The 23,632-nt window shown below is 70.8% G+C and carries 26 protein-coding genes and 1 pseudogene; 15 read left to right on the top strand and 12 right to left on the bottom strand.

Annotated features, from left to right (window positions below):
* The 3 genes and pseudogenes from ACNTMW_RS31165 to ACNTMW_RS31155 form a co-directional block, all read right to left on the bottom strand.
* Positions 1-448: pseudogene (locus ACNTMW_RS31165) on the bottom strand (hypothetical protein); the annotation flags it as partial.
* A gap of 30 nt (positions 449-478) precedes the next feature.
* Positions 479-2,002, bottom strand: a complete 1,524-nt coding sequence (locus ACNTMW_RS31160) for a relaxase/mobilization nuclease domain-containing protein (protein WP_426637554.1) — start codon at positions 2,000-2,002, stop codon at positions 479-481.
* 8 nt (positions 2,003-2,010) lie between these two features.
* A complete protein-coding gene (locus ACNTMW_RS31155; protein ID WP_426637553.1) occupies positions 2,011-2,403 on the bottom strand; it encodes a hypothetical protein in 393 nt (130 codons plus the stop codon).
* Between the two features lie 503 nt (positions 2,404-2,906).
* Between ACNTMW_RS31155 and ACNTMW_RS31150 the strand changes: the two genes are divergently transcribed.
* Positions 2,907-3,269, top strand: a complete 363-nt coding sequence (locus ACNTMW_RS31150; RefSeq protein ID WP_426637551.1) for a hypothetical protein — start codon at positions 2,907-2,909, stop codon at positions 3,267-3,269.
* Positions 3,270-3,723: 454 nt separating this feature from the next.
* On the opposite strand, the gene ACNTMW_RS31145 is transcribed toward ACNTMW_RS31150, so the two are convergent.
* The gene (locus ACNTMW_RS31145) at positions 3,724-4,107 is read right to left on the bottom strand and encodes a hypothetical protein (RefSeq protein WP_426637550.1); all 384 of its coding nucleotides are present in this window, start codon (positions 4,105-4,107) and stop codon (positions 3,724-3,726) included.
* A 193-nt stretch (positions 4,108-4,300) separates the two neighbouring features.
* Here ACNTMW_RS31145 and ACNTMW_RS31140 point away from each other — a divergent pair, with 193 nt between their 5' ends.
* Together ACNTMW_RS31140 and ACNTMW_RS31135 are read left to right on the top strand one after the other, a co-directional pair.
* Complete coding sequence (locus ACNTMW_RS31140) at positions 4,301-5,704, top strand: hypothetical protein (RefSeq protein WP_426637549.1); 1,404 nt, start codon at positions 4,301-4,303, stop codon at positions 5,702-5,704.
* A 395-nt stretch (positions 5,705-6,099) separates the two neighbouring features.
* Positions 6,100-6,342, top strand: a complete 243-nt coding sequence (locus ACNTMW_RS31135) for a hypothetical protein (RefSeq protein ID WP_426637548.1) — start codon at positions 6,100-6,102, stop codon at positions 6,340-6,342.
* A gap of 8 nt (positions 6,343-6,350) precedes the next feature.
* Here the strand turns inward: ACNTMW_RS31135 and ACNTMW_RS31130 are convergent, their stop codons facing one another.
* Entirely contained in the window at positions 6,351-6,572 is a 222-nt protein-coding gene (locus tag ACNTMW_RS31130) for a hypothetical protein (RefSeq protein WP_426637547.1), read from the bottom strand.
* 118 nt (positions 6,573-6,690) lie between these two features.
* Between ACNTMW_RS31130 and ACNTMW_RS31125 the strand changes: the two genes are divergently transcribed.
* From ACNTMW_RS31125 to ACNTMW_RS31115, 3 genes are all read left to right on the top strand, one after another.
* Positions 6,691-8,076 carry a tyrosine-type recombinase/integrase gene (locus ACNTMW_RS31125; protein ID WP_426637546.1) on the top strand — a complete coding sequence of 462 codons (1,386 nt, stop codon included), beginning with the start codon at positions 6,691-6,693 and terminating at the stop codon, positions 8,074-8,076.
* A gap of 201 nt (positions 8,077-8,277) precedes the next feature.
* The gene (locus ACNTMW_RS31120; RefSeq protein WP_426637544.1) at positions 8,278-9,027 is read left to right on the top strand and encodes a ParA family protein; all 750 of its coding nucleotides are present in this window, start codon (positions 8,278-8,280) and stop codon (positions 9,025-9,027) included.
* On the top strand, positions 9,020-9,928 hold the full coding sequence (locus ACNTMW_RS31115; RefSeq protein ID WP_426637543.1) for a ParB/RepB/Spo0J family partition protein: 909 nt from the start codon (positions 9,020-9,022) through the stop codon (positions 9,926-9,928). Before ACNTMW_RS31120 ends, ACNTMW_RS31115 begins: the two co-directional genes overlap by 8 nt.
* Before the next feature lie 104 nt (positions 9,929-10,032).
* Here the strand turns inward: ACNTMW_RS31115 and ACNTMW_RS31110 are convergent, their stop codons facing one another.
* From ACNTMW_RS31110 to ACNTMW_RS31080, 7 genes are all read right to left on the bottom strand, one after another.
* On the bottom strand, positions 10,033-11,157 hold the full coding sequence (locus ACNTMW_RS31110) for a coiled-coil domain-containing protein (protein WP_426637542.1): 1,125 nt from the start codon (positions 11,155-11,157) through the stop codon (positions 10,033-10,035).
* 127 nt (positions 11,158-11,284) lie between these two features.
* A complete protein-coding gene (locus ACNTMW_RS31105; protein ID WP_426637541.1) occupies positions 11,285-13,213 on the bottom strand; it encodes a hypothetical protein in 1,929 nt (642 codons plus the stop codon).
* A 390-nt stretch (positions 13,214-13,603) separates the two neighbouring features.
* Positions 13,604-13,927, bottom strand: coding sequence for a hypothetical protein (locus ACNTMW_RS31100; RefSeq protein WP_426637540.1), 324 nt, complete (start codon positions 13,925-13,927; stop codon positions 13,604-13,606).
* Between the two features lie 134 nt (positions 13,928-14,061).
* Positions 14,062-14,496 carry an NUDIX hydrolase gene (locus ACNTMW_RS31095; protein WP_426637539.1) on the bottom strand — a complete coding sequence of 145 codons (435 nt, stop codon included), beginning with the start codon at positions 14,494-14,496 and terminating at the stop codon, positions 14,062-14,064.
* Between the two features lie 107 nt (positions 14,497-14,603).
* The gene (locus ACNTMW_RS31090) at positions 14,604-15,956 is read right to left on the bottom strand and encodes an NsdA family TPR-like regulatory protein (RefSeq protein WP_426637537.1); all 1,353 of its coding nucleotides are present in this window, start codon (positions 15,954-15,956) and stop codon (positions 14,604-14,606) included.
* A gap of 142 nt (positions 15,957-16,098) precedes the next feature.
* The gene (locus tag ACNTMW_RS31085; protein WP_426637536.1) at positions 16,099-16,722 is read right to left on the bottom strand and encodes a GNAT family N-acetyltransferase; all 624 of its coding nucleotides are present in this window, start codon (positions 16,720-16,722) and stop codon (positions 16,099-16,101) included.
* On the bottom strand, positions 16,719-17,477 hold the full coding sequence (locus ACNTMW_RS31080; protein ID WP_426637535.1) for a GntR family transcriptional regulator: 759 nt from the start codon (positions 17,475-17,477) through the stop codon (positions 16,719-16,721). The genes ACNTMW_RS31085 and ACNTMW_RS31080 overlap by 4 nt, the downstream gene beginning before the upstream one ends.
* 241 nt (positions 17,478-17,718) lie before the next feature.
* Between ACNTMW_RS31080 and ACNTMW_RS31075 the strand changes: the two genes are divergently transcribed.
* From ACNTMW_RS31075 to ACNTMW_RS31035, 9 genes are read left to right on the top strand one after another with little or no spacing between them, the layout of a single operon-like run.
* Positions 17,719-18,063, top strand: coding sequence for a hypothetical protein (locus tag ACNTMW_RS31075; protein WP_426637534.1), 345 nt, complete (start codon positions 17,719-17,721; stop codon positions 18,061-18,063).
* Complete coding sequence (locus ACNTMW_RS31070; RefSeq protein WP_426637533.1) at positions 18,064-18,420, top strand: hypothetical protein; 357 nt, start codon at positions 18,064-18,066, stop codon at positions 18,418-18,420. It begins immediately after the preceding gene.
* Positions 18,417-19,118 carry a diguanylate cyclase domain-containing protein gene (locus ACNTMW_RS31065; RefSeq protein WP_426637532.1) on the top strand — a complete coding sequence of 234 codons (702 nt, stop codon included), beginning with the start codon at positions 18,417-18,419 and terminating at the stop codon, positions 19,116-19,118. The genes ACNTMW_RS31070 and ACNTMW_RS31065 overlap by 4 nt, the downstream gene beginning before the upstream one ends.
* On the top strand, positions 19,115-19,885 hold the full coding sequence (locus ACNTMW_RS31060; RefSeq protein ID WP_426637531.1) for a hypothetical protein: 771 nt from the start codon (positions 19,115-19,117) through the stop codon (positions 19,883-19,885). The genes ACNTMW_RS31065 and ACNTMW_RS31060 overlap by 4 nt, the downstream gene beginning before the upstream one ends.
* A gap of 13 nt (positions 19,886-19,898) precedes the next feature.
* On the top strand, positions 19,899-20,120 hold the full coding sequence (locus ACNTMW_RS31055) for a hypothetical protein (RefSeq protein ID WP_426637530.1): 222 nt from the start codon (positions 19,899-19,901) through the stop codon (positions 20,118-20,120).
* Between the two features lie 41 nt (positions 20,121-20,161).
* Positions 20,162-21,697 (top strand): coiled-coil domain-containing protein, encoded by a 1,536-nt coding sequence (locus ACNTMW_RS31050; RefSeq protein ID WP_426637529.1) that lies wholly within the window; start codon positions 20,162-20,164, stop codon positions 21,695-21,697.
* 44 nt (positions 21,698-21,741) lie between these two features.
* A complete protein-coding gene (locus tag ACNTMW_RS31045; protein ID WP_426637527.1) occupies positions 21,742-22,296 on the top strand; it encodes a hypothetical protein in 555 nt (184 codons plus the stop codon).
* Between the two features lie 11 nt (positions 22,297-22,307).
* Entirely contained in the window at positions 22,308-22,781 is a 474-nt protein-coding gene (locus tag ACNTMW_RS31040) for a hypothetical protein (protein ID WP_426637525.1), read from the top strand.
* 1 nt (position 22,782) lies between these two features.
* Positions 22,783-23,610, top strand: coding sequence for a hypothetical protein (locus ACNTMW_RS31035; protein WP_426637524.1), 828 nt, complete (start codon positions 22,783-22,785; stop codon positions 23,608-23,610).
* Positions 23,611-23,632 lie beyond the last annotated feature (22 nt).

The raw sequence follows: 23,632 nt of genomic DNA, 5'->3' as shown, positions 1-23,632 counted from the left end.
CGTCGACGGGTTCGTCCAGGGCCGCCGCGCGGTCGAGCGCCTCCGACAGCCAGGCCACGTCGTCGGGCCGGTCCCCGGCGTCGACGTCGACGGTGACCCCACGCTCGGCGAGCCGCTCGACCACCACCCGCCGGGCCGCCTCCGCACGCGGGTCGACGTGATGCCAGGTGCTGGCCGCCCGCCACACCGCCGTGATGTCCGACGCCCCGGCGGTACGCCACCAGCCCGGCCGCATCGCCTCCCGCCACGTCGCCGCGTCCGCGGCGTGCCAGGCCCGTACCGCCGCCCGGGTCTGCCGCGCGTGCTCCTCCCCTCGGGCGGCCGCCTCCCGCAGCTGCCGGATCCGCAGCTGGATGAGCACCCCGGCCATCTGGCTGGCCGCCTGGATCCCGGCCACCACCGCCTGGTTTGCCCGCCGATGGATCTCGGCCATCTCGTTGTCTGTCACCGCTGCCCCTCCCCCGTTGTCGCCGATGTTCTACCGTGCACCGTCGCGTTCGTCGCGGCGATCCTGCCCCGGTCGGTCCACCGCAGTCGGCGGCCGTACCGGCCGCTCCATCGGCGCCGCCTCCGTCCGGTCCTGGCCGGGCATCGGCGCCGTGCCGACGAGCACGCCCTGGCGGGTGGCCCGCTCCAACAGCGGCACCAGCCGGGCCGCGGCGGCCTGCGCCGCGCCCGCCGCGTGCACCCGCTCCTGGGCGCGGCGCAGCTCGGCGAGCTGGCTGACCAACCGCGCCGCGGCGACCACCACCGCCAACACCATCGCCGCTTCGTCGGCGCGCCGGGCGCTGCCGGCCACCATCAACGCGTCCGCTACCCGCCCCAGATCGGCCGCGATCTGCGACGCCACCGGCGGCGGCTCAGCCCGCCTCGGCGCGGCCGCCCGGGCCAACGCGTCGGCTGCCTTGGATACCGGACCGGCCCCGGACGGCTCGGCCACCAACGCCACCCGGGTCAGCACGTCGGCGCTCGCCCGGGCGATCGCCGCCCACTCCGGCGAGCCCGCCGGCACCTGCGCCATGCGCGCAGTCACCTGCGACAGCGCCGCCGTGCTGGAGCGCCACAGCGTCATCCGTTCCGCGTCCGCCAAGGCCCGCACCGCCCGCGCCGGAGCCTCCGCAGCCTCCTTCCACTCCCGGTAGGTCAGTGGAGTGACGTCCGGCCACCGTTGCCGCATCCGCCGCAGCGACAGCTCCCCGTCGAGCGTGCGGGCGTTGAACCACACCCGCTCGCCCTTGGGCTGATGCTCGCGGGCCACCCCGTAGCCGACCACCCGATCCGGGTCGCGCGGGTCCCGGTACGGGTTGACCAACAGCCCACTGGCCCGCATCCGGGCCACCCACTCGGCCTCGCTGTGCGCGCCGATCGCGGCCGCGCGGACCTGCCGGCGCAGGATCAACCGGTCCGGGTCGCGCTGCTGCCGGTAGCCGCGCTCGACCTCGGCCTCGGTGGTCGCCGGCCGGGCAACCGCCTTGTCCCGGCGCACCCACTTGCCCAACCCGAACTCAGTTTCGATCTGCTCGCACGCCTCCTGGCTGCGCTGCCAGTCCCTGCGCAGCCACACCGGGGCGCCCTCCTCGGTCGCCAGCGTGACGACCAGGTGGACGTGGTCGTTGCCGCCGACACTCTTGCCGTGGTGCACCGCGATCCACCGGCACCCGGCCCGCTGTTCGTCGCCGGCGAACCCCATCAGCTCCACGAACCGGTGCGCGATCCGCCCCCAGGTGGCGTCGTCGAGAGCCTGCTCGTACGGCGGCAACGACAGCGGGCAGTGCCATACGTACTTCCGCAGCCCTCGCTCGCCGGCGGCCACCTGCGGGGCGTCCAGCTTGGCTGCCAGCACGGTCAGATCCCACCGCGCCGGGTCGGTCGCGTGCTGCGGCGGCGCCAGCACCTCCGGCAGGTCGTAGCCGGCCACGATCCGCGGGTTCTCGTGCTCGTCACGCCGGCCCGGCCCCCACAGGTATTCCAGCAGACCGCGCACCCGCCGGCCCTTACTCACGTCCGGAATCACGGCCCGCCCCCCGCCGCGAACCGCGCCACCAGTTCGTCGACGGCGGTCGTCACCCGCCGCACGTACGCCGCGATCGCCGGCAACTCCCCCACCGGCTCCCCCAGGCTGTTGAGCTTCGCCACCGCCTGGTTGAGGTTCGTGCACGCCCCGCGCAGCTGCCGATGCACCCCCATCAACTCGACCAGCAGCTCCCCCACCCCAGCCGGTACCGCCGGTGTCGCGGCATCTCTTGCCATCGGCGCGAGACTGGCCTCCGCCACATACGCGGCCACCGCCATCCGCGCCGACCCGGCCAACGCCAGCACGTCCGCGTACTCAGCATCGTTGAAGTACGCGGTGACCTTGTGCTGCCGCGGTGTCGGCGAATGCCGCCGTCTGCGAGCCCGCACCGCGCTCGTCACGACCGCGCCGACCCTCTGTTGCTCGACCACATCGTCCCTTCTGGAGCACACGCGACCGGCCCGGATAGGGCTCTCTCTGCGCGCTCGCGCGCAAAACACGGTGTTTACTTTTAGCTTGCTCTCCGCAGCGCGGAGGATCGCGCGTGCGCGATGGCCGTACCACGCACGGCCGTACCGGGCACCATGGCGCCCGACCAACGCGGCGGCCTGCCGGCCAACGCCCCCTCCCAGCCGGTGCTGCTGCGGCCGGATTCCCACCCTGGGTGGCCGACCACCGTAGCCGGCCGGCGGCCGCCGTCAAGGGCGGCAGGCGCGTCGCTGTGCGATCGGACGTCGTCCGTCCCTTGACCGCGTCCACCAACGCTGGCTGTTCCTCGGCGGTGCCCCTGGGGCCGGGGAAGTGGGTGGCGAAACAGCATCCACAACGGTGGATCACCGCGGTTAGGCTCGCGGCCGTACCTGCACATCGTGCACGGGGAGGAAGCGCACATATGGCAAGTGGGAAGAGCGGTACCGGCGCGGCCCGCCGTTCCGCAGAGCGAGCCGCCACCGAGATGCTGCGCGCCCGCGCGGCGCTCGTCGGTGACGCAGCCGTCGCCCGCGACGAACGAGACCGACTGCGGGCGCTCGCCGACGCGGCGGACGCCGAGTACGCCGCCAGGTACCAGGCGGCTCTCGCCGGCGGCTGGAGCCCCGACGAGCTGAACCGGCTCAACCTGGACGCACCCGACGCCGAGGGCAACGGGGGCCGGCGTCGTCGCAGCCGCGGCACACCGACCCCGGACAGCCCCGCCGATACTCCCGCTTCCACCGGCTCCACCGAACCCGCGCCAATGTCATTCCCCGGTCAGTAACCAGCGGTCGCCGGCCGGCCGGCGACCGCCCCGCCCGGTCATAACAGCGGCGCCGCCGGTACGGGGTGATGACCGGCGACGCCTACCACCGACTGTGCCTCGCCCGGCAAGGGCTTCCACATCAATGCCCCGGGCGGCGCACCAGCTCCGCAACGCCTGCACCTGTGTCCATCGTCGGCCCGGCACCGCCACGCGCCACTGCGTGGGCGTGCGCAGTCACCGGCCACAGGGTCACCGCACCGTCCGTCGAGTGCACCAACTCGCCGCGCGTCAACCAGTGGTCGAGATCCACCTCCGCGTCAAGGACCCGCGCCTTGGCCCCGGTCAACTTCCTTGTGCGCGGCCACGCCACGCTCCTCGTAGTACCCCGTGATCGTTTGCTGGGCCAGCACGTCGTCAACGCGCGCCCCGTCCCCACAACGGACCACCTCCCCAGGCATCGATCACCTCGAACCTAGTGCGATGGGTCAATCGCATTCCATTTGTCAGGCCGATGGCGAGGCTTTGGTGCAGCGCCTGCCGACGCCGTCACTGCGGCGCGCTGCTCGGACCGCCGACGGCCAACGCGGCGCCACCGGATCCGTTCAGACGGCTGTAGCCGGGCCCGCGTCACCCGGATGAGGGCGCCGAGCGCGTCCTGCAGATCGATCACCGTGCTAACCAGCTCGGCAACTGCCGCCTCGATCTTGTTGTTGTCCTCCCGCCGACGGGCGCGTTTGCTGCCGCACGGTGAACCACTGGGTGAGCCCACACCTGACAACGCGAAGGTGCCAGTCAAGGCGCCGGCGACCACGGCGGCCACGCCCGGCTGACCCAGGGCAGCGAGAAGTGCGTGCATGCCGCACACCTTGACGTACGCGTACTACCCAGTCAGGCAACGGGGCATCGGTCACGCCGTCGCGGTCAGGCTGGCTGTCGTCATGCGCACTGATGCCATCGTCCTAGCGGCGGATGTCAATTCTCCCTCGATGACGATCTTATCAGCGCCTATGCTGTACTTATCTACAGCGTAATACGCAGAGGAGTACAGCGTGCAGTACAGGTATACGTGGCGAGCGGTCGCGAACGGGATGCGCACGGACCACCCGCTCCCGGAACTACCCTTCGTGGACGACACGCACATCCCGGTCGATGACCCGGTCGCCATCGAGCGGATCGGTCGAAAGAAGTCACCCGGCATGTGGGGACGGGAGGACCAGATCCACAACGGCGGCTGGGTGGCGTTTACCACCGACCCAGTGCGCACCGACCTGGCTTGGTGCGTGCGGTGGCACCCGGAGCACGGCCGGTCGGTCGTGCTCTACGCCGACGGGGATGCCGCATCGGCGTACATGGCGTACTGGGGGCCCGCACTGCTGTTCAGGGCGGGCGGCTACTGGTGGGACGGCCAGACCTGGTACCGGCCGGCGCAGGTCTGGGACGCCGCCGGTGAGACGTACGTGCGCCGGGCAGTGCCGGCGGCGACAACGGTGACCGCTGCGGATCTGCGGGCGGTGGCCGGAGATCCGGCTCGTGCGCAGGTACTCTCGATCATCGACGTCGACTCCGCGCAGCCGCTGGTGGGAAGGTGGGCCGACCATCTCGCGCTGTGGACCGCCGGGCACGTCGAACGGGGCGGCCAGGCCCTCGACCGGTGCGTGATCAGCCTGACCGCGCCAGAACTCGCCGCCGACCAGCTCGTGGGCGTGGCCGAGCTGGCCCAGATCGCCGGGGTGGCCGCCTCCACCCTGCGCGCGTACCTGGCGCGCGGCGAGAACGACATCCCGCTCCCGCAGGCCACTGTCACCGGCCGTAACCTGTGGTCCCGGCCGGTCGCAGAGGAGTACGCCGAGGCCCGCCAGCAGGACCCAGACGCGATCGCCTCGACGATGAGCGCGCAACGCGGCGAGGTCAACCTGCCGCGCGGAACGGCGGAGCTGTGGCAGCGGTTCAGCCGCAAGTTCCTGCTCGAACTGTGGGAGAAGCCGGCCTTCCGCCGACGGTGGGCACTGCGTTGGCGCACCGAACCGGCCATTCGTGAGGTCGCCGAAGGGCTCGGCTGGCAAGTCGCCGGCCACTTGGACCAGATCGTGCCAATGACACAGCTGGCGACCACGATCCGCTACGCGATCCTCGGTGACCTCAGCGGTCAACAGACCGCGACCCGTGAACTCCACCGGTTCGTCGGAGCCGACGACCCCGACAACGACCACTCCTACGGTCTGACCCCGGCCATCGCCCGGATGCTGGCCTGGTACATACGGCACGACCCAGCCGTCGCGCATGCGATGCTTGCCGAAACGATCGGCCAGGCCGAACGGGAACTCGATATTCCTCGAGGCACCACAGCGGACACCTTGCACACCGCAGTCGACATGGACGGCCACCTGACCGACGACGACCGGGAGGCGTTCGCGGACTTCTTCGATCGACTCTTGCCGAAGCAGGAACCGTAGGCAGGTAAGACTCACCTCAGTGTGGCACCACCGGAAGGCTCCCCGGGAACCTGGGGAGCCTTTTCGTTCTTGCCGACCTACAGGCCTGTCACGTGCCGACGTGGACGTGCTCGCCGCTGATCCCGAGGCCGTGCATGTCTGAACAGATCCCGGCCGGCGCGGTGATTCCATGCTCGCCGCACCCCCTGTGTCATCATCGACGTGTACGCCTTCCCGGTTTCCAGGCCGGCGCGCGGCTCGCGACCGCGAAAGGCACGCAGCGATGGTGTCGCCCCCGGTCACACCGAAGAACTCCGGGGCGCAACGGGTCGAAGAGTGATCTTCGAGTCCGGCACCGTCCGCTGCGGTAAGCCGCCCCGTCAGCGCGGAGGGTTTCAGCAGCTGACGGAGTTGCAGTGGCTTTCCTGGCCTCTCTGCCCGGCGTCGCCGGACCGGTGCTCGCCGTCCTCGCTGGCGTGTACCTGGGGCTCATCGTGGTCATGTCGTGCACCGCGGTGTTCTCTCGGCGGCCCACACGTCGCCGCGCCGCGTACGCCGTGTTGGTGCTGCTCTGGCCGACCGGGCGCAAGGGGGAGCACCCCGAAGACGGCCCAGCCCTGGACGCCGCGGAACGCCGGGCTCGTCGTACCCGTCGATGACCGGCCTTCTACACACGGTTGTCGGTGAGGAAGTGCGCCAAGGCCAGCAACAGACCGGCGGTGCCACCGAAGGCTCCGCCGCCGGCGACGACGGCCAGCGGTACGGGCACGCCGCCGGCGTGCGACAGCAGGCCAGCGGCGGCTCCGATAGGCAGCGCGGTCAACAGGATGATCGCGGCCCAGACGGCGCGGGAGGTGCCGGTCGGGGTGGTGGCGGGCGAGGTCATCACGATCCCTTCTCGATGGTTGACGACCCGGTTCGGGCGTCGCGGAAGAGAGTGGCCCGTCAGTGCGACACTATAGTGATAATCGCTATTCTCAACCGGGAGGAGCCATAGGCTGGCGGCCGTGACCACCCCGCCCCAGACTTCTGACCCACGCCGCCGCGGTGGGCTCGGCGTCGGCCTGGGCGCCCTCATCCCATCCACACCGGTCGCCGCCCCGCCGACTGCCGCGCGCCAGCGGACCCGACCAGCGCGACGCGGGATGCGCTCCGACACCACCCCTCCCGAGGCCGCCACCGAGAAGGCCGTCTTCCTCATCGAGGAAATCGCGGACGACGTCGAGAAGCTGCCACTGCCGGCCGGCCGCCCCGGTACCCGCTGGGACCCCATCGCCACTACCGGCGCGTGGCTGGCCTCGCGCCGGTCGGCCCACACCTACCGGGCGTACTTTCACGATCTCGACCACTACCTGACCTGGCTCGACGCCCGCAGCCTAGACCCGCTGGAAGTCACCCGCCTCGACGTCGACACCTACCTCGCCGCGTTGCGCGCTGCGAAGCCGGCGCCAAGCCCGGCCACCCTCAACCGGCGGCTGGCCACCTTGTCGAGCTGGTACCGCTACCTTCTCAACGCGGACATCGCGGTGCGCAACCCAGTCACCGGGGTCGGCCGAGAGCCGGTCGACCGGGACTTCTCCCCCACCGTCGGACTGACCGTCGCCGAAGTCCGCGCGCTGATGCGCGCCGCCGACAACGCGCTCGCCACCCGGATCAGCCACTGCCGCGGCTACCCGCGCTACACATCCCAGGCGGTCGACGCCGCCGACCGCGACCGGGTCCTTATCGCTTTCCTCGCCTACCTCGGGCTACGTGTCGGCGAGGCGATCGCCCTGCACTGCGAGAACCTGCGGACCAGTGGCGGGCACCGCACCGTGGTCATCAACGGCAAGGGCCGCCGCTGCCGCGAACTGCCCCTCCCTCCCGCTCTCGTCCGGTTGCTCGACGCGTACCTGGCCGATCGCCGGCGCGCCATAGACCGTGCCGCCGCCGAGCGGTTCTACACCGACAAGCTCCAGAAAGCGACACGGACCTACCAAAGTCGGGGCTACGCCCCGACAGACGCCTACCGCATGGCTGAACGGGTCGTCGCCCCGCACCGCAACCAGGAGTACGCCCGGATCAAAGGCGCGACGGCCGAGCAGCTCGCCAGCGTGCCCATCACCGGCCTGCTATTGCGGACATCTGGCGGGAAGCCATTGACTCAGGCGCACGTGTTCGCCACTGTGCGCCGCTTGGCCCACGCTGCCGGGCTACCCGCCGCCGACCGCATCAGTCCGCACAGTCTGCGCCACGCCGCCGCTACCGCCGCCCTCGACAACGGCGCGCCACTACTCGACGTACAGGACTTCCTCGGCCACGCCGATCCCCGGACTACCCGTCGCTACGATCGCAGCCGCAGCACACTCGATCAGTCACCCGCACACCGGCTGGCCGCGCTGTACACCAAGTGACCAGCGAGGCTCCCACTGAACGCGTTAACCGCGGTTAATCGTTCCTCTGCGCCTCATCCCCCTGACACCGGGCCACCAGGTGATTAACCGCGGTTAACGAAGTCGGCGAGCCGGCCACGTCAGCAGGTATCGAGCCCATAGCATGGCCGTATCCGAAGTACCGGGGCACGCCCGGGAAGCAGACGGAACGGAGAGTTCTACATGCCTGCCTTGGTCCATGCACTGGTGAACCAGAAGGGCGGCGTCGGCAAGACCACGCTGGCCGTGAATCTGGCCGCCGTTACCTACGACGTCCTGGTCAACCCAGAGCCGATCTTCCGCCAGGTGGCAGAGCAGGCGCCGGCCGGTGACCCTCAGAGCCCGGTACTGGTCGCGTCGACCGACCCGCAAGCCTCTTCCGTATGGTGGTCGCGGCGGGTGGAGCAGCAGGGCGGTCTGCCCTTCGACTTCGCTCAGGTGGAGAACCCTCGGGATCTCCGGCGGCTGAAGCAGTTGGACTACCAGCACATCTTCGTGGACACGCCGGGCTCACTCGAGGATGAGAACATCCTGCAGGCAGCTCTCGACGAATGCGACGACGTTGTTGTGCCCATGCTGCCCGAACCTCTGTGCTACGACCCGACCTCTCGCACCATCGAGCAGGTGCTTACTCCTCGGGGAATTCCGTACCGAGTGGTCGTCAACTCCTGGGATCCCCGAGACGGCCTGCCCGACCTTCAGCAGACGGCGCAGTACATCGCCCGGAAGCGGTGGCCGATGTGCAACACGGTCGTTCGCCGCTACAAGATCCACACAAGGGCGAGCGCGGACGGGGTGGTAGTGACCCAGTATCCGAAGAACCGGGTGGCGATGGAAGCCCGCGAGGACTTCTTCCGCCTGGCCCTCGAGCTCGGCTACGGGGGCCAGGTAACGCCGCAGTTCGCCACCACCTCCGCTTCTCTGGATGCGTGACATGGGGCGCCGCGTCAACCTGTCTTCCCTCGCGGACGACCCAGTCCTCCCCGAAGCGCGAGTACCGAGCTTCGCCGACACCACACCGCGAAGCATCCGGGTCGACCAGGTCGCACCGAACCCGCTCAACACCCGCGACGTGAAGACCGATCCCACGAAGATCACCAAGATTGCCGAGTCGTTGCGGGTACACGGTCAGCTACAGCCCTGCGCTGTGGTCAGCCGAGGCGCGTTCCTGACAGCCTTTCCGGAGTTCAGCACCACCATTGGTACGGCCACGTACGTCCAGGTCACCGGCGCCAGGCGGCGCGCCGCTGCTATCGAGGCCGGGCTTACCACGCTCGACATCGCGGTTAAGGATCACCTGGCGGCCTCGCGGTCGAGCTTCGTCGCCGCCACGGCGGCCGAGAATATCGACCGCGAAGACTATGACCCGATCGAAGAAGCACAGGCAGTCCAACTGCTGGTTCAGGAGTGCGGCAGCGGCAAGGATGCCGCAGCGCAGCTCGCGAAGACGCCGGCATGGGTGAGCCAGCGGTTGAATCTGCTCAAGCTGACACCCGAGATGCAGGCCCTGGTCCGCACCGGCGAACTTCCGATCCGGGTCGCGCGCGACATCGGAGCGAAATTCGCACCGGAGGAGCAGCTGGGGGAGTGGAAGCGGCAGCAGGAGCAAGCGCAGTTAACCGCGGTTAATCGGTCCGGCCGCGGCGACGCCCCCACGGAGGAGCCGCCATCTCCGAGCCCTGATGGCGCCACGGGAACTCGGCGATCACCCGCGGCAGTCGCGATCCGCCGTCTGGGCGGGACACCGGAGAAGATCGCGGTAGCTCTACGAGCGGAACTACATCCAGACGATCTGAAGGCGCTGATCGACCTTCTGCAACAGGAACACCTGTAGACCGAGAGCGGCGGGCCCGGAGTACTCGCTCCGGGCCCGCCGCTGTCACTTCTGGTCGGATCGGAATGGCGCGGCAGCAGTGGGGGAGTACCAGCGGAGGCCACTCAGCCTTGCTCGCTGGAACCAGAATCCGCGCGCCTACCGAATTTGCGACCGGCGAGGGTCTCGTCCAGGGTGGTGCGCAATTCGTCGACGCGGGTCTCGGCGCGTTCGGCGCGTTCACGTTCCGCGCGGGCGGTGGCGCCTGCGGCGGCCGCCGCGGTACGTGCTTCCTCAAGCGCGGCACGTATCTGGTCAACGGTGGTGCGGGAGGTGGCCAGCTCGGCGCCGGCGGCATCGGCACGGGCGGTGGTGGCGGCGAGCTGTTCGCGGGTTTGAGTGAGGGTGGCCCGGTCAGCTTCGCGCTGGGTGCGTAGTTCGGTGAGTTCGGCGGCCTGCCGCTCGACGTCGGCGCGGGCGGCGTCGCGCTCGGCCGTGATGGTGGTCAGGATGATGTCGAGCCGGTCGGCACGAGCGGTGGCCTCGTCGCGGGACCGTTCGGCGGCCTGGAGTTGTGCGCGGGTGACAGCGAGCTGCTTGTCCAGCTCGGCATTGCGGGCGGCGGTATCGCGCAGTTTCTGCTCGGCGGCGCGGCGGGCCTCAATGGCGTGCGTCGCGGCGGTGGTCTGCTCAGCGGCCTTGGTCTCCGAGGCCGCTCGGGCGGCCTCGTGCTCCAGAGTGGTGCGCCATGCGGCGGAGACACGCTCCTCGGCCTCGCGCTCGGCGTCACGGGCCATGCGCTCGGCGACCCGGCGGGCCTCGACAGCCTCGGCGCGGGCCTGCTCGGCAATCTGGGCGGCACGCTCGGCGCGCTGACGTGCCTGAGCCTCGGCCTCGGCGCGGTCGACGGCCTCCTGCATCTCGCGTTCGGCATCGGCGGCACGGCGCAGCGCCGCCTCCTCGACTCCACGTACGCCGGCGGCGTAGCTGTCCAGCACCTCGCGCAGGGCCTCGATCTGCGGCAGTACCTGGCTGGAGTCCTCGCGCATGGTCTCCAGCGGCGCATCCAGCCCGGCGGCCCGGTTAGCCATGCGTCGAGCCTTGGCCCGGGCCTGGCAGGTCCGTGGCGCCTCCGGCCACACCCGCGAGCAGTACTTCGGCGGCCGGTGCGCGCCGCGCGGATAGCTGAACGGCTGGCCGCAGTGGGCGCACTCGCGCTCCACCAGGCCCGCCTCGGAGGTTTCCGTCATACCCTCACCCTACCACAGATATAGTTTCTAGTTACATTTATTAAGTATCTGTTTCCGGAAACTATTTACTATACGATCTTGCCGACTCTATTGCGGAGAACATCAGCCTGAGAGCGTCTGGGATGCGTCAGCGATGGACAGTCGATGGTGAAGCACTATCATGCGAGCCGGCGCCGGCATTCCGGACGGCACCGGGCGGGCCGCTGCCGGGCTGCGCGACCTCGGGCCAGTCACAGTCAGCGAGCGGAGACCGCCGCTCGGCGCGGCGGGTGGCGATGCGGGCCAGCTCCGCCCGGGCGGCGGCCCGGCCGGCCCCGGTGGCGGCCGCCGCGGCGTCGTCGCGGGCGTTGAACTCGGCGCGCAGTCGGGCGTGTCCGGCCATCTGCTGGGCGCCGGCGGCCGCGGCGACCTGGCGGCGGTGCTCGTCATGCGTTCGTGCCGGGTGTGGCGGCGTGACGGCGCCGGCGAGCGCGTTGTCGAGCAGTGCGCGCAGGTAGGCCAAGGGGGCGACCGGGTCGGCCAGTACCGGCCGGGCCCGCTGGTCGGTCACCCACCGGGCCAGCGTGGTCGCGGTCCAGTCCGGACCGAGCCGGGCCCCCAGCGTGGCCACCACCCGCGGCCGCGGTACCCGAGCCAGCCATGGCCAGAGTTTGACCAGTTCACGGGCGAGATGGGTGGCCCAGCATGCCCACGCAGGTCGGGGACGGGGCTGTGGTCGCCGTCCCCACCGGTCAGGCGTCCTAGGACGCGTTAGGCGTGGTGACCTACGACCACTCGCACCATCAAGATCACGCCGACCCCCTCTAGTTGTTGAGCGCGAAGCGCCGATCTTCCCCCGGCCGCCGCGCGGCCGTACCGCGCATCGTTCAGAGTGGATCATGATGTGCGGAGAGAACCGCAAACCCCAGTACGAACAGGAACAAGTACTCATACCTGTAGACACCATGTGGGGGGTGCAAATATTCGTGGCCTGGTCGGCGGTCATCAGCGTGGTGATCCGGGTCCGGGTCTGGGCGACGGCTTGGCGCAGCCGCGCCCGGCGGGCTCGCTCCGGCCAGTCCGTCCACCTCCCGGTACGGGCGCGCAGCTCGTCGAGGGTGCCCTGCGCCCGGCCGAGCACGTCCAGAGCGTGCTCCAGCAGCTCGCCCAGCAACTCCAGCGCCGTCTGCAGGTGGCCCTCCCGGGCCGTCGGGTCACCACGGTGCAGCGGCGCGAGGTCCCACTGCGAACGGCTGTTGGCCCGGCCGGTGGCCACCCGCTCGGCCAGCGACAGCCGCCCCCCGGTACCCGTCCGCGTCGCCCAGCCCAGCGCCTCGGCCTGCCGCCACGCCGATGACACCGCCCGCGCCGAGCATCCGGCCAGCTCCGCGGTGCGCTCCCGGCCCGGCATCGCCCGCCGCCCCGATCGCCAGTCACTGTCGACGGCCAGCACTGCCCCGACCCGCGCCAGCACGCTGGGCCGCCCCCGCGCACTCGACCGCGCCGCGGCCTGACGAGCCAGCAGATCGGCCACCAGCTCCACCGCCCGGCCCCGGCCACCGCCAGCGACGTACGCCGTCAGCGTCGCCTGCAACCGCTCGACCCACCCGGCCACGTCAGCGACCCAGGCCTCCGCCTCGGTCCGTGCGGCGATCCGCGCGCACTCGGCCGCCTCGGCGGCCGCGGCCGCCGCCTGGTCGCGCTCGAACTGCGCGCGGGCCTCAGCCAGCCAGGAGTACCCGCACAGCCAGCAGTCCGGCACCGGCTCCGGAGCGCCGCAGGCCTGGCACGCCGCGGCGGACTGGGCCTCGCCGATACCCTCCCACACCAGCTCGACGAACTCCCGGCGCTCGCGGCGCAGCCGCTGCTCCCGCAGGCTGCGCCAGCACGGCAGGCACAACGCCGGCGACCCCGGCCCGTCCCGGGACACGCCCAACCGGTCGACACCGTGTTCGACGCACCGCACGCACCGCACCTGCTGCCCCGTCGCGTACGGTCGGCGCACCATCTCCGGCAGCGCGACGCGCAGCTGGCCCGCGCGGGTCGTCTCGACGTCGACGAACACGGACGCGCTCACCGGGCCACCCGAGCCAGGCACCGTGGGCAGCACGGCGCCGCCCGCGAGTACTCCACGCCGTCACCGGGCGGACCGACGGTGCGATGTCCGAAACTCGAGGCATAAAAAGCCGAAAAGCAGGGCATAACCGAAGGGGGTGCAAGGAAATTTGCCACACCCCTTGACCAGCCGATGCTTTCGTCCGGTTGCCCCGCTACCATGCGAGCAGAAGGACGCAAGCGTCCCGCCCGCGTACTCAGTCTCATAGGTCCTCACGCAAAGAGGCCCACGAACTAGTCGCAGGTGGTTACGACGGCGGTCCACGGGTTGAAGCCGGCAAGCAAACGGCCCGGGGCCGCCGTCTCTGGTGTCTATGAAGTTGTGCGGGCGCCGTCCTACGGCGCGGACGTCTTAGGCGACCTGCATCTCCAGCTGCGTCGAGTCAGCGGCGCCGATCAGCGCCTCGTACCTTGCGGCCAGCCCCGGGTTCTCCCGTAGCGCTTCCTCCCGCCGATGAGCAGGTAGGAGGTCGAGCAGGCCCGGGTGTGCCATGATCACCGCGCCAGGGATCTTCAGGTCTTCGCACACCGCGATCCGGTAGGCCACGAAGTCACCCACCGGGATCCGCAGCGCCTGAGCCTGCTTGGCGTAGTACTCGAAGTGCTCCAGCGGGAAGCGGACCGTCTGCGCGTGGCGAGGCCCCTTGTTCATCCGCCCTCGGCGATTGCCAGCCATGCCGATAGTCCTACCGAAAACCTGGTTCGGATCAACGACGCCACGCCGACACGCGCAGATCAAATTGGCGTCACCTGTCCACCCGACCTCGGCGAGGCGCGAATAGCACGAGCAGCCCCGCATCACTGCACTGGTCAACGCGTACCGCCCACCGGCTCGCTGGCCAGCACGTACAGCAGCGCAACGAGCGTCGTGCCGGAGACGATGTGCCGCTCGTCGATCAGGCGCCGCACATCTGCGAGCGGTACCCACTCGACGCGTTCGGACTCGAAGCCGTCGACGGGTGGACCGATGTAGGTGGCGCTGTCGGCCTGGAAGATGTGGTGCTGCGAGGTCATCAGACCTGGTGAGGGCTGGGTGTAGACCAGCGGCCGGAGTGGGCCAGGTCGCCAGCCGGTCTCCTCTTCGACCTCTCTGGCTGCGGCTACGACCGGGTCCTCGCCGGCGCTGATGCCGCCGATCGGGATCTCCCAGCCGTAGGTGTCGGTGATGTGCCGGTGCCGCCACAACAGCAGCACCTGACCGCCGCTGACGACGACGGCGCCGGCTCCGGCCGCGGTTCGGATCATGCGGTGGTCGAGGTGGCGACCGTCCGGTAGCTCGACATCACAAGTAGCGACGTGAACCCACTGGTCACTGTAGAGCGTCCGTTCGTCTCCGACCTTCCACGTGCTCATCAAGCGACCCCTTCATAACCGGCGTGGTAGCGGTAGCGGCGCAGGACTTCGGCCACGGACGGCTCGGCGGCGTGTGGCTTCAGCGCATTCACGACGGTGGCGACCCGGTCACGTATGCGTCCTGACTCCATGCCGTCGGCGTTGTCGAGCATCTGGCCGGCGATGTGGGCACTACGGTCGACGTCACCGCGGGCGGTAAGGATCAGCGCCAGCCCAGCCAGACGGTGCACTCGACCGCGGAGGTGGATCGCATCAAGGGTGCGGACCGATTCCTCGGCAAGAGTTTGGGCAGTGGACAGGTCACCGAGTCGGCGCAGCGCTTCGGCGTGTTGGCACTCGACGAGACCGGGCTGTACGTAGCTGACCTCGGCCGGTTCGCCGTGGGGGTCGATGCGTATGGCCGTCTTCTCCGACAGGCGCATGTGTTCGTGGCAGCCGGCAGAATCATGCATCCGGGCGTACGCCTTGGCCGCGAGTGTGTGCAGATCAGCGGTCAGGGCGGGAGTGAGCTGGCTCCCGGCGGCGCGCAGTGCCGTCTGGGCATATTGCACGACCAGGCGGTACTCACCGACGTGTAGGGACTGGGTCGCGAGCAGCGCCACGATGTATCCGCCGAACCCGCGGTCACCCGATGCCTTGGCCAGCCTCAGCGCATGGTGGAGGTGGCGTTGCGCCAGCGGCTGCTGGTCGGCGTCGTACGCGCACACTCCGGCGAGCGCGGCCAGGCCTCCGACGGCTCGATACAGATCGCGTCCTACCGCGTTGTCGTAAGCCGCCCGTAGCAACGGCCCGCCCACGCTGTGAAGCAGGTGCACGATCCGTGGGCGCACCGGAACCCCGCCGACGCGCCGGTACATCTCCTGGTACCTGTCGCGGGCGGCCCGAAGACGTTGGACGTCAGCCATGCTCACCGGACGGTGGCCGGGCCGGGAAACGTCTCGGTCGTCGGGTGGGTTCTCCCAGTCCCACACTGGTGCGACGGCGTCCGAGCCGGTCAACAACTTCGTAGCTACGCCATCGGCCGATCGCGTTAGGTCGCCGCGCCAGAGTGCTGTCGCTTGGTCAACAGCGCGGTTCAGGGGCACGTTGGAACCCGCTGTTGCCCGGCGGTCCATGCCGATGTCGGCGAGAGTCAGGCGCACGCCGAGCCGCTCGCCGAGGACCTCGCAGATCATGCTCGGCACGGGTGAGCGGGGGATTGCGTGATCGCGAATCCACCGGGCGACGGAAGCGTGGTCGTACCGAAGGCCCAACGACTCACCGCAGGTGTTCAACCGGGCGGCGAATCCCGCATGAGACAACCCTGCCTGCTCGATCAAGGCGTCGAGCAGCAGGTTCGGCTCAGTGGCCATGCCTCGCAGGTTACGAACGCGATCAAGCTGTCGGAAGGGCTGAGCCGCATTCACACGGGGTGTGAATGCGGTGTCACGGTTCCCGCCGTTCACACGCTCCCCCCGTCAGCATCGAGCTTCGTACCTTGACCAGCAACAACAGTTACTTGACAACTACATCTGTCGACCAACGGTGTGAGTCGCGCCCCGGCTCCTGCCCCACTGGCCGCTGGTACAACGCGCCTGAGCCGCGACGGTAGATCTCACCCGAAGGGTGGTCCTGGCCACCGGGGTCGATGTCGGCGACGACCTCGCCGACACGCGTGAATCCCTGCCGCTCGTAGTAGCGCTGTAGCGCACGATTGGTGCGGCTGCAGTCGAGTCGAAGCCAGCGTCGACCGGCACTGGCGGTCTGGGTATCGGCCCAGTTGAGCAGGCGGGTACCGATGCCGAGTCCGGCCCAGTTTCGGCGTACCGCCATGCGATGCACGTAGCCGCCGGTGTCGGGACCGTCCGGCCATCCGGCCGCGTAGTCCGGATCGGCGGTCAGGGTCCAGGTGACGGTGGCGATCGGTTCGCCGTCGCTGCGCAGCAGGTACGTCTCGCCGTCAGCGAGGTACTTGCGTAGCCGCTCGGTCCGCCAGTCGCCGTCGCCACTAAACCGCGCCGGCCATTGCTGGATGCCCCGAGCTTGCAGCCAGGCGGCGGCCTCGTCGAGTAGCTCCAGGACAGTTAGGAAGTCGTCAGCGCCAGCACGATCGATGGTGAGGGCGGGGGCATCCGTCATGCCCGGTCCTCGTCGAGGTCGTAGACGACGATGAACCGGTTCGCGGGGAAGACGTTGACGGTCGCGCGGACCGTAGTGCCGTTCTTGTCGCAGCTCACTCGAGTGACCTCGATGATCGGCACCCCCGCCTCCAGGCTCAGCGCCTTGGCTTCCTCTGGAGTGGGCATCCGGCCCCGGATCTCGTCGGCGTGACGAACTGGTTCGTGGCCGAGCTCGCGCAGCAGCACCAGCGGCCCCGGTTGCAGGTCACCGGCCTGGGCCAAGGGCGTATCGCCCGCGATCGAGAGCGGGAAGTGCGCGTCGGACAGCATCCATGGCTCACCGTCGACGAGCCTGGTACGCCGGCGGATAACGACCTTCTCACCGGCAGGAATGCCGAACGCCTCGGCGACATGGGCTGGTGGAACGTCGATCGCCACGGTGAGGATCGCGTCGCCCTTGCGGCCGAGGCCGGCAACCCATGATCGCCATACGTCCTGCGTCGCGGCCTGACGACCGGCACGCGACTCCGCCAGCGAGTGAGGAAACCGCACCTGCTCACCGGACCGGACGAAGTGCCCCAGGCCGCTGCGGCTGGTCACCAGACCCTCGTTGACGAGGATTCCGAGTGCCCGGCGAATGGTGCCGCGGCTGGCGTTGTACTGCTCTCCCAGTTCCCGCTCGCTCGGCAGGCCTGCGCCGGGGGGCAACGCGCCGGTGACGATGCGACGCCGCAGGTCAGCAGCGATGCGATTTCCGACCGTGCGGTCGTCCATTCCACCTCCCACGTTTGCCCTCCAGACTGTCCGGTCCAGCCTGTCTACACAAGTTCGCCGCTCCCTCTTGACGCATCGATCGTCAAGAGAGAACCTGAAGCTGGTCCACCTGTTCATACAGGTAAGACAGGTAGCACCGCAAGATTCGGGGACCAGATCCCTACAGCACAGAAGCCTCGGCGGGATCGCACCCCGCCGAGGCTCCTCTCCGGGTCGTCACCGTGGAAGGGAGATCCGACCCATGTCAATCCTCGCAGTTCAGGACCCTCTCGGCACCGCTTGGGTCCGCGATCATGACGTCTCGGCCAGAACATCGACACAGAACCCCGCCGAGCGGGCGCGACTGGTAGCCGAGGCGATCGAGCACCACCGAGCGGAGAGCCGCCGGCTCGCCACCGAGGCCAAGCAGCACCGCACCCGGGTGACTCTCCTGCTGGAACTGCGCCGCCAGCACGTGGCCGAACTGCACGCCGCCGGTTGGGGCCTGGCCCCGATCGGTCGGCTCTACCGCCTGACCCGCGAGCGGGTACGCCAGCTGGTGGCGACCGCCCGCACCGACATCGATGACAGCATCGGGGTGGTCTGAATGGCCACGTCGACTCTGCCTCGTCTGGTCATGGCGGATCCGTCCGACGCCGAACTGTGCGAGGCCACCGCGTCACTGCTGGCCGCGATGCCCGGTACGACGCTCGGGCCGCGGCTGTCGCGGCTGCTGGCGATGGTCTGCTCGGTGTACTGCTTCCCGAGGGGAGCTGACGGCCGCGCCGAACGGCTGACCGAGTCGCTGATCACCTACCTGCACGCCCGGCACGCCTTGCTGCGCTCGGCGCAGCTGACCCCGGCGGGCCTGGACGAGTGGGCCGCCGGCGTGCCGCTGACCGTGCTGCGTGCGGCACTGCGCGCGTGCGCCCGGCATCTGCGCTCGGGTGGTGAGGCCCGATGAGCGTCAGGTCCACGACAATGGCCGTCGCCGGCGGGGCCGCCGCGGCGGTGGTGCTGGGGTTGCCGGCGCTACGCGCGGCGTACGTGGCCGGGCGGGCGTCGACCCGGCCGGCGCTGGCCGAGGCCCGGCACGCGGCGCAGGCCGATCCGCTGACCGGGCTGGCCAACCGCGCCGGCGTGCAGGCCGAGCTGGCCCGCCGGGCCGCCGCGCGTGCGCCGTACGCGCTTCTGCTGGTCGATCTGGACGGGTTCAAGGCGGTCAACGACACGTTCGGGCACGCGGCCGGTGATGCGGTGCTGGTCGAGGTGGCCCGCCGGCTGTCCGGTCTGGTCGCCGACCTCGGCCTGGCCGCCCGGCTCGGCGGCGACGAGTTCGTGGTGATCGCGTCGTCGCCGGCGGCGGTGTTCTCGACACTGCTGGCCCGCGACGTGGCCCGGGCGATCGCCCGGCCGATGGACGCCGAGGGTCACCGGGTGCGGGTGGGCGGCAGCGTCGGCGTGGTCCACGCGATGCCCGGCCACGACGCCCGCGAGCTGCTGCGGGCCGCCGACGTGGCCATGTACCGGGCCAAGACCACCCGGGCCGGGGTCGTCGAGTACGACCTGACGCTCGGCGAGGTCGACGTCGACGAGCAGCCGGCGGCGCGGCTGCGGGACATGGTCGACACCGGCCGTGACCTGGCGGGGGTGACCCGATGACCAAGACGTTGGGCTCGGATCCGCTGGTGTGGCGTGGGGTCTACCGGGTGCCGCCGGACGTGCGGCTGGACACCGTGGGTCCGTACTGCCCGCTCGATGACAGCGTGCTGCTGGTCGAGCCGAGCGGGTGGTGCTGCCCGCGCTGCGGGGCGGTCTGGGATGTCCGCGGCCGGCACGGCCAGTGGCTGACCGCCGCCACCGTGCTGGAGCGGCTGATCGTCGCCGAGGACGCGGCCGAGACCGCCGGGATGTTGACCGCGGACGAGCGCCAGACGTGCCACACCTGCCGGACCTGGGCAAGCGCGGAACACACGGCCAGCGCGGCGCACTGGGCGGCGGTCGACGCGGCCGCCGACCGGGTCACCGATGCCGAGCTGGCCGAGACGGTGTGCATGGTGGCGGCGCCGGACGGGGTGCGCGGGATGTGCTGGCGGCCACGGCCGTGCCCGGATCACGAGGTGCTCGCCGGCGAGGTCGTCGACGAGCCGGCCGCGCGGCTGCGCCGGGTCGACCGGCTGCTGGCGGCGACGATCGGCGCCGGCGTGGTCGCCGGGGCGGGCTACGGCACCGGCCACCTGGTGCGGCCGTGGGGGCACGCGGTGCCCGACGAGGTGGTCTGGGCGCTGGTCGGTGCCTTGGCCATCGCCGGCGCGGCCGGGGTCGCGGTGGCGCTGCTGTGGCGCTGGCTGGACGCGTGCCGCGGTGTCGGCGCGGTCGACGAACCGGGCGTCGCCACGGCGGAGGGCGAGGTACCCGATGGCCGGTGAGGTGACCATTCGCGTGCCTCTGGACTGGTCCGACGGCCGGCACTGGGCGACCACGATGCGCCCGTGCCGCTGCTGCGGCACCGGTACCCACGGCCGTGATGAGCAGGGCCGGCCGGTCCACAAGTCCTGCGCCGAGGCCGAGCTGGCCTCCGAGATCGCCGGCCAACTCGGTCGGATCGATGAGCGGGCGCTGCCGTCGGCCGGCTACCGCAGTCCCCTCGGAGGTGAGCGGTGAGTACGACGCCTCCCGCCATCGCGGAGGAGCCGACGGCCACCGTGGCGCAGCCGAACGGCGGCGACCGTGCGGACAAGGTCGAAGACAGCGTCAAGCTGATCGTCCTAGTGGCGATCATGCTGTCGGCGTTGGCGGCGGCGTTCACCCACATGCGGGACTGGACGATGCACTGGATGCCGGCGGGCACCGCCGAGTGGTTCGGCTGGGCGAACGCGGTGATCTCCGAGCTGGTGCCGCTGGTGGCGACGTTGTCACTACGCAAGAGGCTGCGCCAGGGCAAGCCGTTGATGTCGTACGCGCTGGTGATCCTGCTGGGCGGTGCGCTGCTGTCGCTGGCGGCGCAGTTGTCGGCCGTCGGCGCGAACGCCTCCTGGTCGGCGCGGTTCCTGGCCTGCCTGCCGTCGTTGGCCTTCCTGCTGCTGTCCAAGCTGGTCTTGGGCGACCTCGACAGCGGCCGGCGGTACGCCCAAGCGGAGGCCGACCGGAAGCGGCAGGCGTCCGCCAAGGCCGCCAGGCAGGCGGAAGAGGTCCGCGCGTCGCGGGCGGAAACGGCGACCGTCCGACGGCAGCTGGCGGAAACCGAGGCGCACGCGCGAGCGGAAACCGCGCGTGCGGAAGCGGAAACCGCCGCGCGGGTCGAGGCGGAAACGGCAGCCGCCGACGCGGCGTCACGGGCGGAAGCCGAAGCGGCGACGCGGGCGGAAATCGAGGCCGCGACGCGGGCGGAAATCGCCTGCCACGAGACGGCGGTGGCCGAGGCCCGCGCGGCCACCGAACGCGCCGAGCAGCACGCCATCGCCCAGCAGCAGGCCGCTCGGCTGGCCGAGGGGCGGCTGGCCGAGGCCCGCGCCGCGGCGGACCGGGCCGCCGAGGCACGGGTGATGGCCGAGCAGCACGCCGCCGACCAGATCGCTCAGCTGTGCGCTACGGCTGAGCAGGCCGAACAGCAACACCGGCAGCAGCTGGCCGAGGCCCGCGCGGCCGCCGACCGGGCCGACCGGCAGGCGTCGCAGCTGGCCGAAAAGCTGCGGGTGGTGCAGGCGCAGCGCGACGAGGCGCAGCTTTTCGCCGAGCGGCAGGCCACCGGCCGAGCCCTGGCCGAGCAGCAGGCACAGGCGGCCACTGAGGCCCGCGACGCCGCCCTGGCCGAGCTGGACCGGGTGCGCCGGGCGCTGGCCCGGGCGCAGGAGCGGGCGGAAACCGCACGGCCGGCGCGGGCGGAAATCGCGCGTGCGCCTCGGGCGGAAATCGCGCGTGCGCCTCGGGCGGAAATCAGCCGGGCCAGCGGGCGGAAATCCCTGGCCGCGGTCGCGGCCGTGCTGCCCGACGAGCTGCCGGACGTGGAGACGGTCAAGCCGGAAACGGTGGCGCTGGTGCTCGCCGCCCGCGCCCAGTTTCCGGACGCCACCCAGGCCGAGCTGGCCGAGATCACCGGGATTTCCGACCGAACCATCCGCAAGGTCCTGCGGGCCGTGCCGGCCGACATCGTCGGCCAGGTCCTGGCCCTCACCGACGCGCCGGCCCTGCCCGGCAGCGGCGACCGCACGGCGCCCGCCACCGACGGCGAGGCGGCGTGATGACCAACCCGATCGACTCGATCGAGCAGCAAGGAGGGCAGGCAATGACCACGACGACCGGCGAGCAGACCCCGCCCGCCACGACCACCGTGACGGCAGCGCCGCCGTCGCACCTCGACCCGGCCCCGACGGTCGTCTCGGTGACGGTCGGTAACTCTCCAGCCTCCAGTGGAGTCTCCGAGGGTGCCCCCACTGAGCGCGAAACGGCTGGTGAAGACTCCAGTCTCCACCCGGATGCCACTACGGTGCGTGACCGGACACGGCAGGCGTTGCGGGCGGTGAGGGCGTACCTGACCCCGCCGTCGGTGCTGACCGACCCGCCGCCGTCGTGGGCCGAGCTGGCCGCCTACGCCCGCTATGGCGCTTGGACGTCGCGTGCTGATGGGCCGCTGCGGCGGCTGGGCGTGGCCTGGTACGTGGCCGTCGGTCTGTCAGTGACCGCCGCGTGCCGCTACATCGAGTGGATCTTCCAGCGGCCGGGCCGGGCCATCCCGGTGTTCGTGCTGTGGAAGTTGCTGATCTCCACCGGCCCGGGTCCGTGGGCCGCCGACCACCTCATCCGACCTGTCCTGGGCTTGCTGGCCTGGGTCCTGCTCTAGGGGAGAGAGCGATGGCAAAGGGAATCAACATCATCAAGGCGGCGCGGAAGAAGGGCGTGACCGGCCTGGCCTGGGCGTCGCTGGTGATCGCGCTCGCCGGCGGGGCCTTGGCCACCGACACCTGGATGGGCCACCTGGTCAAGAGCATCCTGCGGCTGCTGCCGTGGGAGTGGCTGCCGGCGGTGTTGCTGGCCGCCGCAGTGATCGGCACCGGGCTGGATTTGTTCCTCGACGGGGTGCCCAACCAGGTGGCCATCGCCTCGGCGCTGCTGGCGCCGAGCGTGGCCTCGGCGACGCGGGGCAAGCTGGGCGCGACGGTGACCGACCGGTCGGGTCAGCTGTTGGCCTGGATCGACCGGGACCTGACCGGCTGGCTGGGTACGGACTCGTCGACCGGGTTGGCGATCGGCTGCATCGTCGCGGCCGTGCTGATGGCCCGCCGTGTGGTCAAGAAGTCCAAGTCCACCACCGCGGTGGCGGTGTGACATGGGCATCTTCGACCTAGGCGTGCTGTGGCTGCTCATCTGGCTGATCAAGAACGCGGCGATGGACATCTCCTACGCGGTCAAGGGCACGCCGAACCCCCGCTACGAGCTCAAGAAGACGCGGGCCCGCGCGGCCGGGCAGGCCGCGCCGGCGCAGCCGCGATACGGCACCCGCGACTGGTTCGCCGACCTGCTCTCCGACGGCCTGCAGGCGCAGACCGAGTGGCGCCGGCGCCGCGCGGCGGCTCGGGCCACCGACCGCGCCGAGCTGGTGGAGACCGCCGACGCCGAACCGGCGAAGCCAACCGAGCCGGCCGTCCCGGGCGGGCAGAAACCGGCGGGACGTCCCGCCGAGCGGCCCGAACAGGTGCCCGCATCCGGGCCGGCGGCGGCGGCGCCGGCCGTACAGACCTCCGAGCCGACCGCGGGCGGGGCGGCCGGCGCGGAGCAGACCCCCCAACCCCGCCAGGAGCAGCCGGCGGCCGTCGAGCCGACGGCGAAGGTCATCCCGTTTCCGACCAGCAAGGAGAACGACGTGACAACCGAGGTCATCGGCCTTGACCAGTCCATCGCCTACGCCAAGAGCCTGGCTCAGTTCGCCGGCGAGCACGGCGCAGCCGGCAACGAGGGCTACATCGGTCACCTGACCAGCTCAAAGGTGTCCGGTGCCGCGCTCGCGTCCGCGCACGAGATGCAGGAGGCGTTCGCCAACGCGCAGGCCGCCGCCGAGCGGCACGCCGGCGAACTCGAGAAGCAGAAGAGCGTTCAGGAGCAGTACGACGCCAACCCCGACGCCGGCGACAAGGACTACCAGCAGCAGGGCCGCTAGGCCCACGCGGGGCCGGGCGGCG

Origin of the sequence: Planosporangium spinosum (assembly GCF_049999945.1) — a bacterium.
GTDB classification, from domain to species: Bacteria; Actinomycetota; Actinomycetes; order Mycobacteriales; family Micromonosporaceae; genus Planosporangium; species Planosporangium spinosum.
Note: the sequence above shows the minus strand (reverse complement) of the source record. Positions and strands in the feature narration are given on the sequence as shown.

Bases quoted from the DNA above. Each gene is read 5' to 3' on its own strand.
- ACNTMW_RS31150 (WP_426637551.1), top strand. From the start codon at position 2,907: ATGGCAAGTGGGAAGAGCGGTACCGGCGCGGCCCGCCGTTCCGCAGAG.
- ACNTMW_RS31145 (WP_426637550.1), bottom strand. From the start codon at position 4,107: ATGCACGCACTTCTCGCTGCCCTGGGTCAGCCGGGCGTGGCCGCCGTG.
- ACNTMW_RS31120 (WP_426637544.1), top strand. From the start codon at position 8,278: ATGCCTGCCTTGGTCCATGCACTGGTGAACCAGAAGGGCGGCGTCGGC.
- ACNTMW_RS31115 (WP_426637543.1), top strand. From the start codon at position 9,020: ATGCGTGACATGGGGCGCCGCGTCAACCTGTCTTCCCTCGCGGACGAC.
- ACNTMW_RS31110 (WP_426637542.1), bottom strand. From the start codon at position 11,157: ATGACGGAAACCTCCGAGGCGGGCCTGGTGGAGCGCGAGTGCGCCCAC.
- ACNTMW_RS31100 (WP_426637540.1), bottom strand. From the start codon at position 13,927: ATGGCTGGCAATCGCCGAGGGCGGATGAACAAGGGGCCTCGCCACGCG.
- ACNTMW_RS31095 (WP_426637539.1), bottom strand. From the start codon at position 14,496: ATGATCCGAACCGCGGCCGGAGCCGGCGCCGTCGTCGTCAGCGGCGGT.
- ACNTMW_RS31090 (WP_426637537.1), bottom strand. From the start codon at position 15,956: ATGGCCACTGAGCCGAACCTGCTGCTCGACGCCTTGATCGAGCAGGCA.
- ACNTMW_RS31085 (WP_426637536.1), bottom strand. From the start codon at position 16,722: ATGACGGATGCCCCCGCCCTCACCATCGATCGTGCTGGCGCTGACGAC.
- ACNTMW_RS31080 (WP_426637535.1), bottom strand. From the start codon at position 17,477: ATGGACGACCGCACGGTCGGAAATCGCATCGCTGCTGACCTGCGGCGT.
- ACNTMW_RS31075 (WP_426637534.1), top strand. From the start codon at position 17,719: ATGTCAATCCTCGCAGTTCAGGACCCTCTCGGCACCGCTTGGGTCCGC.
- ACNTMW_RS31070 (WP_426637533.1), top strand. From the start codon at position 18,064: ATGGCCACGTCGACTCTGCCTCGTCTGGTCATGGCGGATCCGTCCGAC.
- ACNTMW_RS31065 (WP_426637532.1), top strand. From the start codon at position 18,417: ATGAGCGTCAGGTCCACGACAATGGCCGTCGCCGGCGGGGCCGCCGCG.
- ACNTMW_RS31060 (WP_426637531.1), top strand. From the start codon at position 19,115: ATGACCAAGACGTTGGGCTCGGATCCGCTGGTGTGGCGTGGGGTCTAC.
- ACNTMW_RS31045 (WP_426637527.1), top strand. From the start codon at position 21,742: ATGACCACGACGACCGGCGAGCAGACCCCGCCCGCCACGACCACCGTG.
- ACNTMW_RS31040 (WP_426637525.1), top strand. From the start codon at position 22,308: ATGGCAAAGGGAATCAACATCATCAAGGCGGCGCGGAAGAAGGGCGTG.
- ACNTMW_RS31035 (WP_426637524.1), top strand. From the start codon at position 22,783: ATGGGCATCTTCGACCTAGGCGTGCTGTGGCTGCTCATCTGGCTGATC.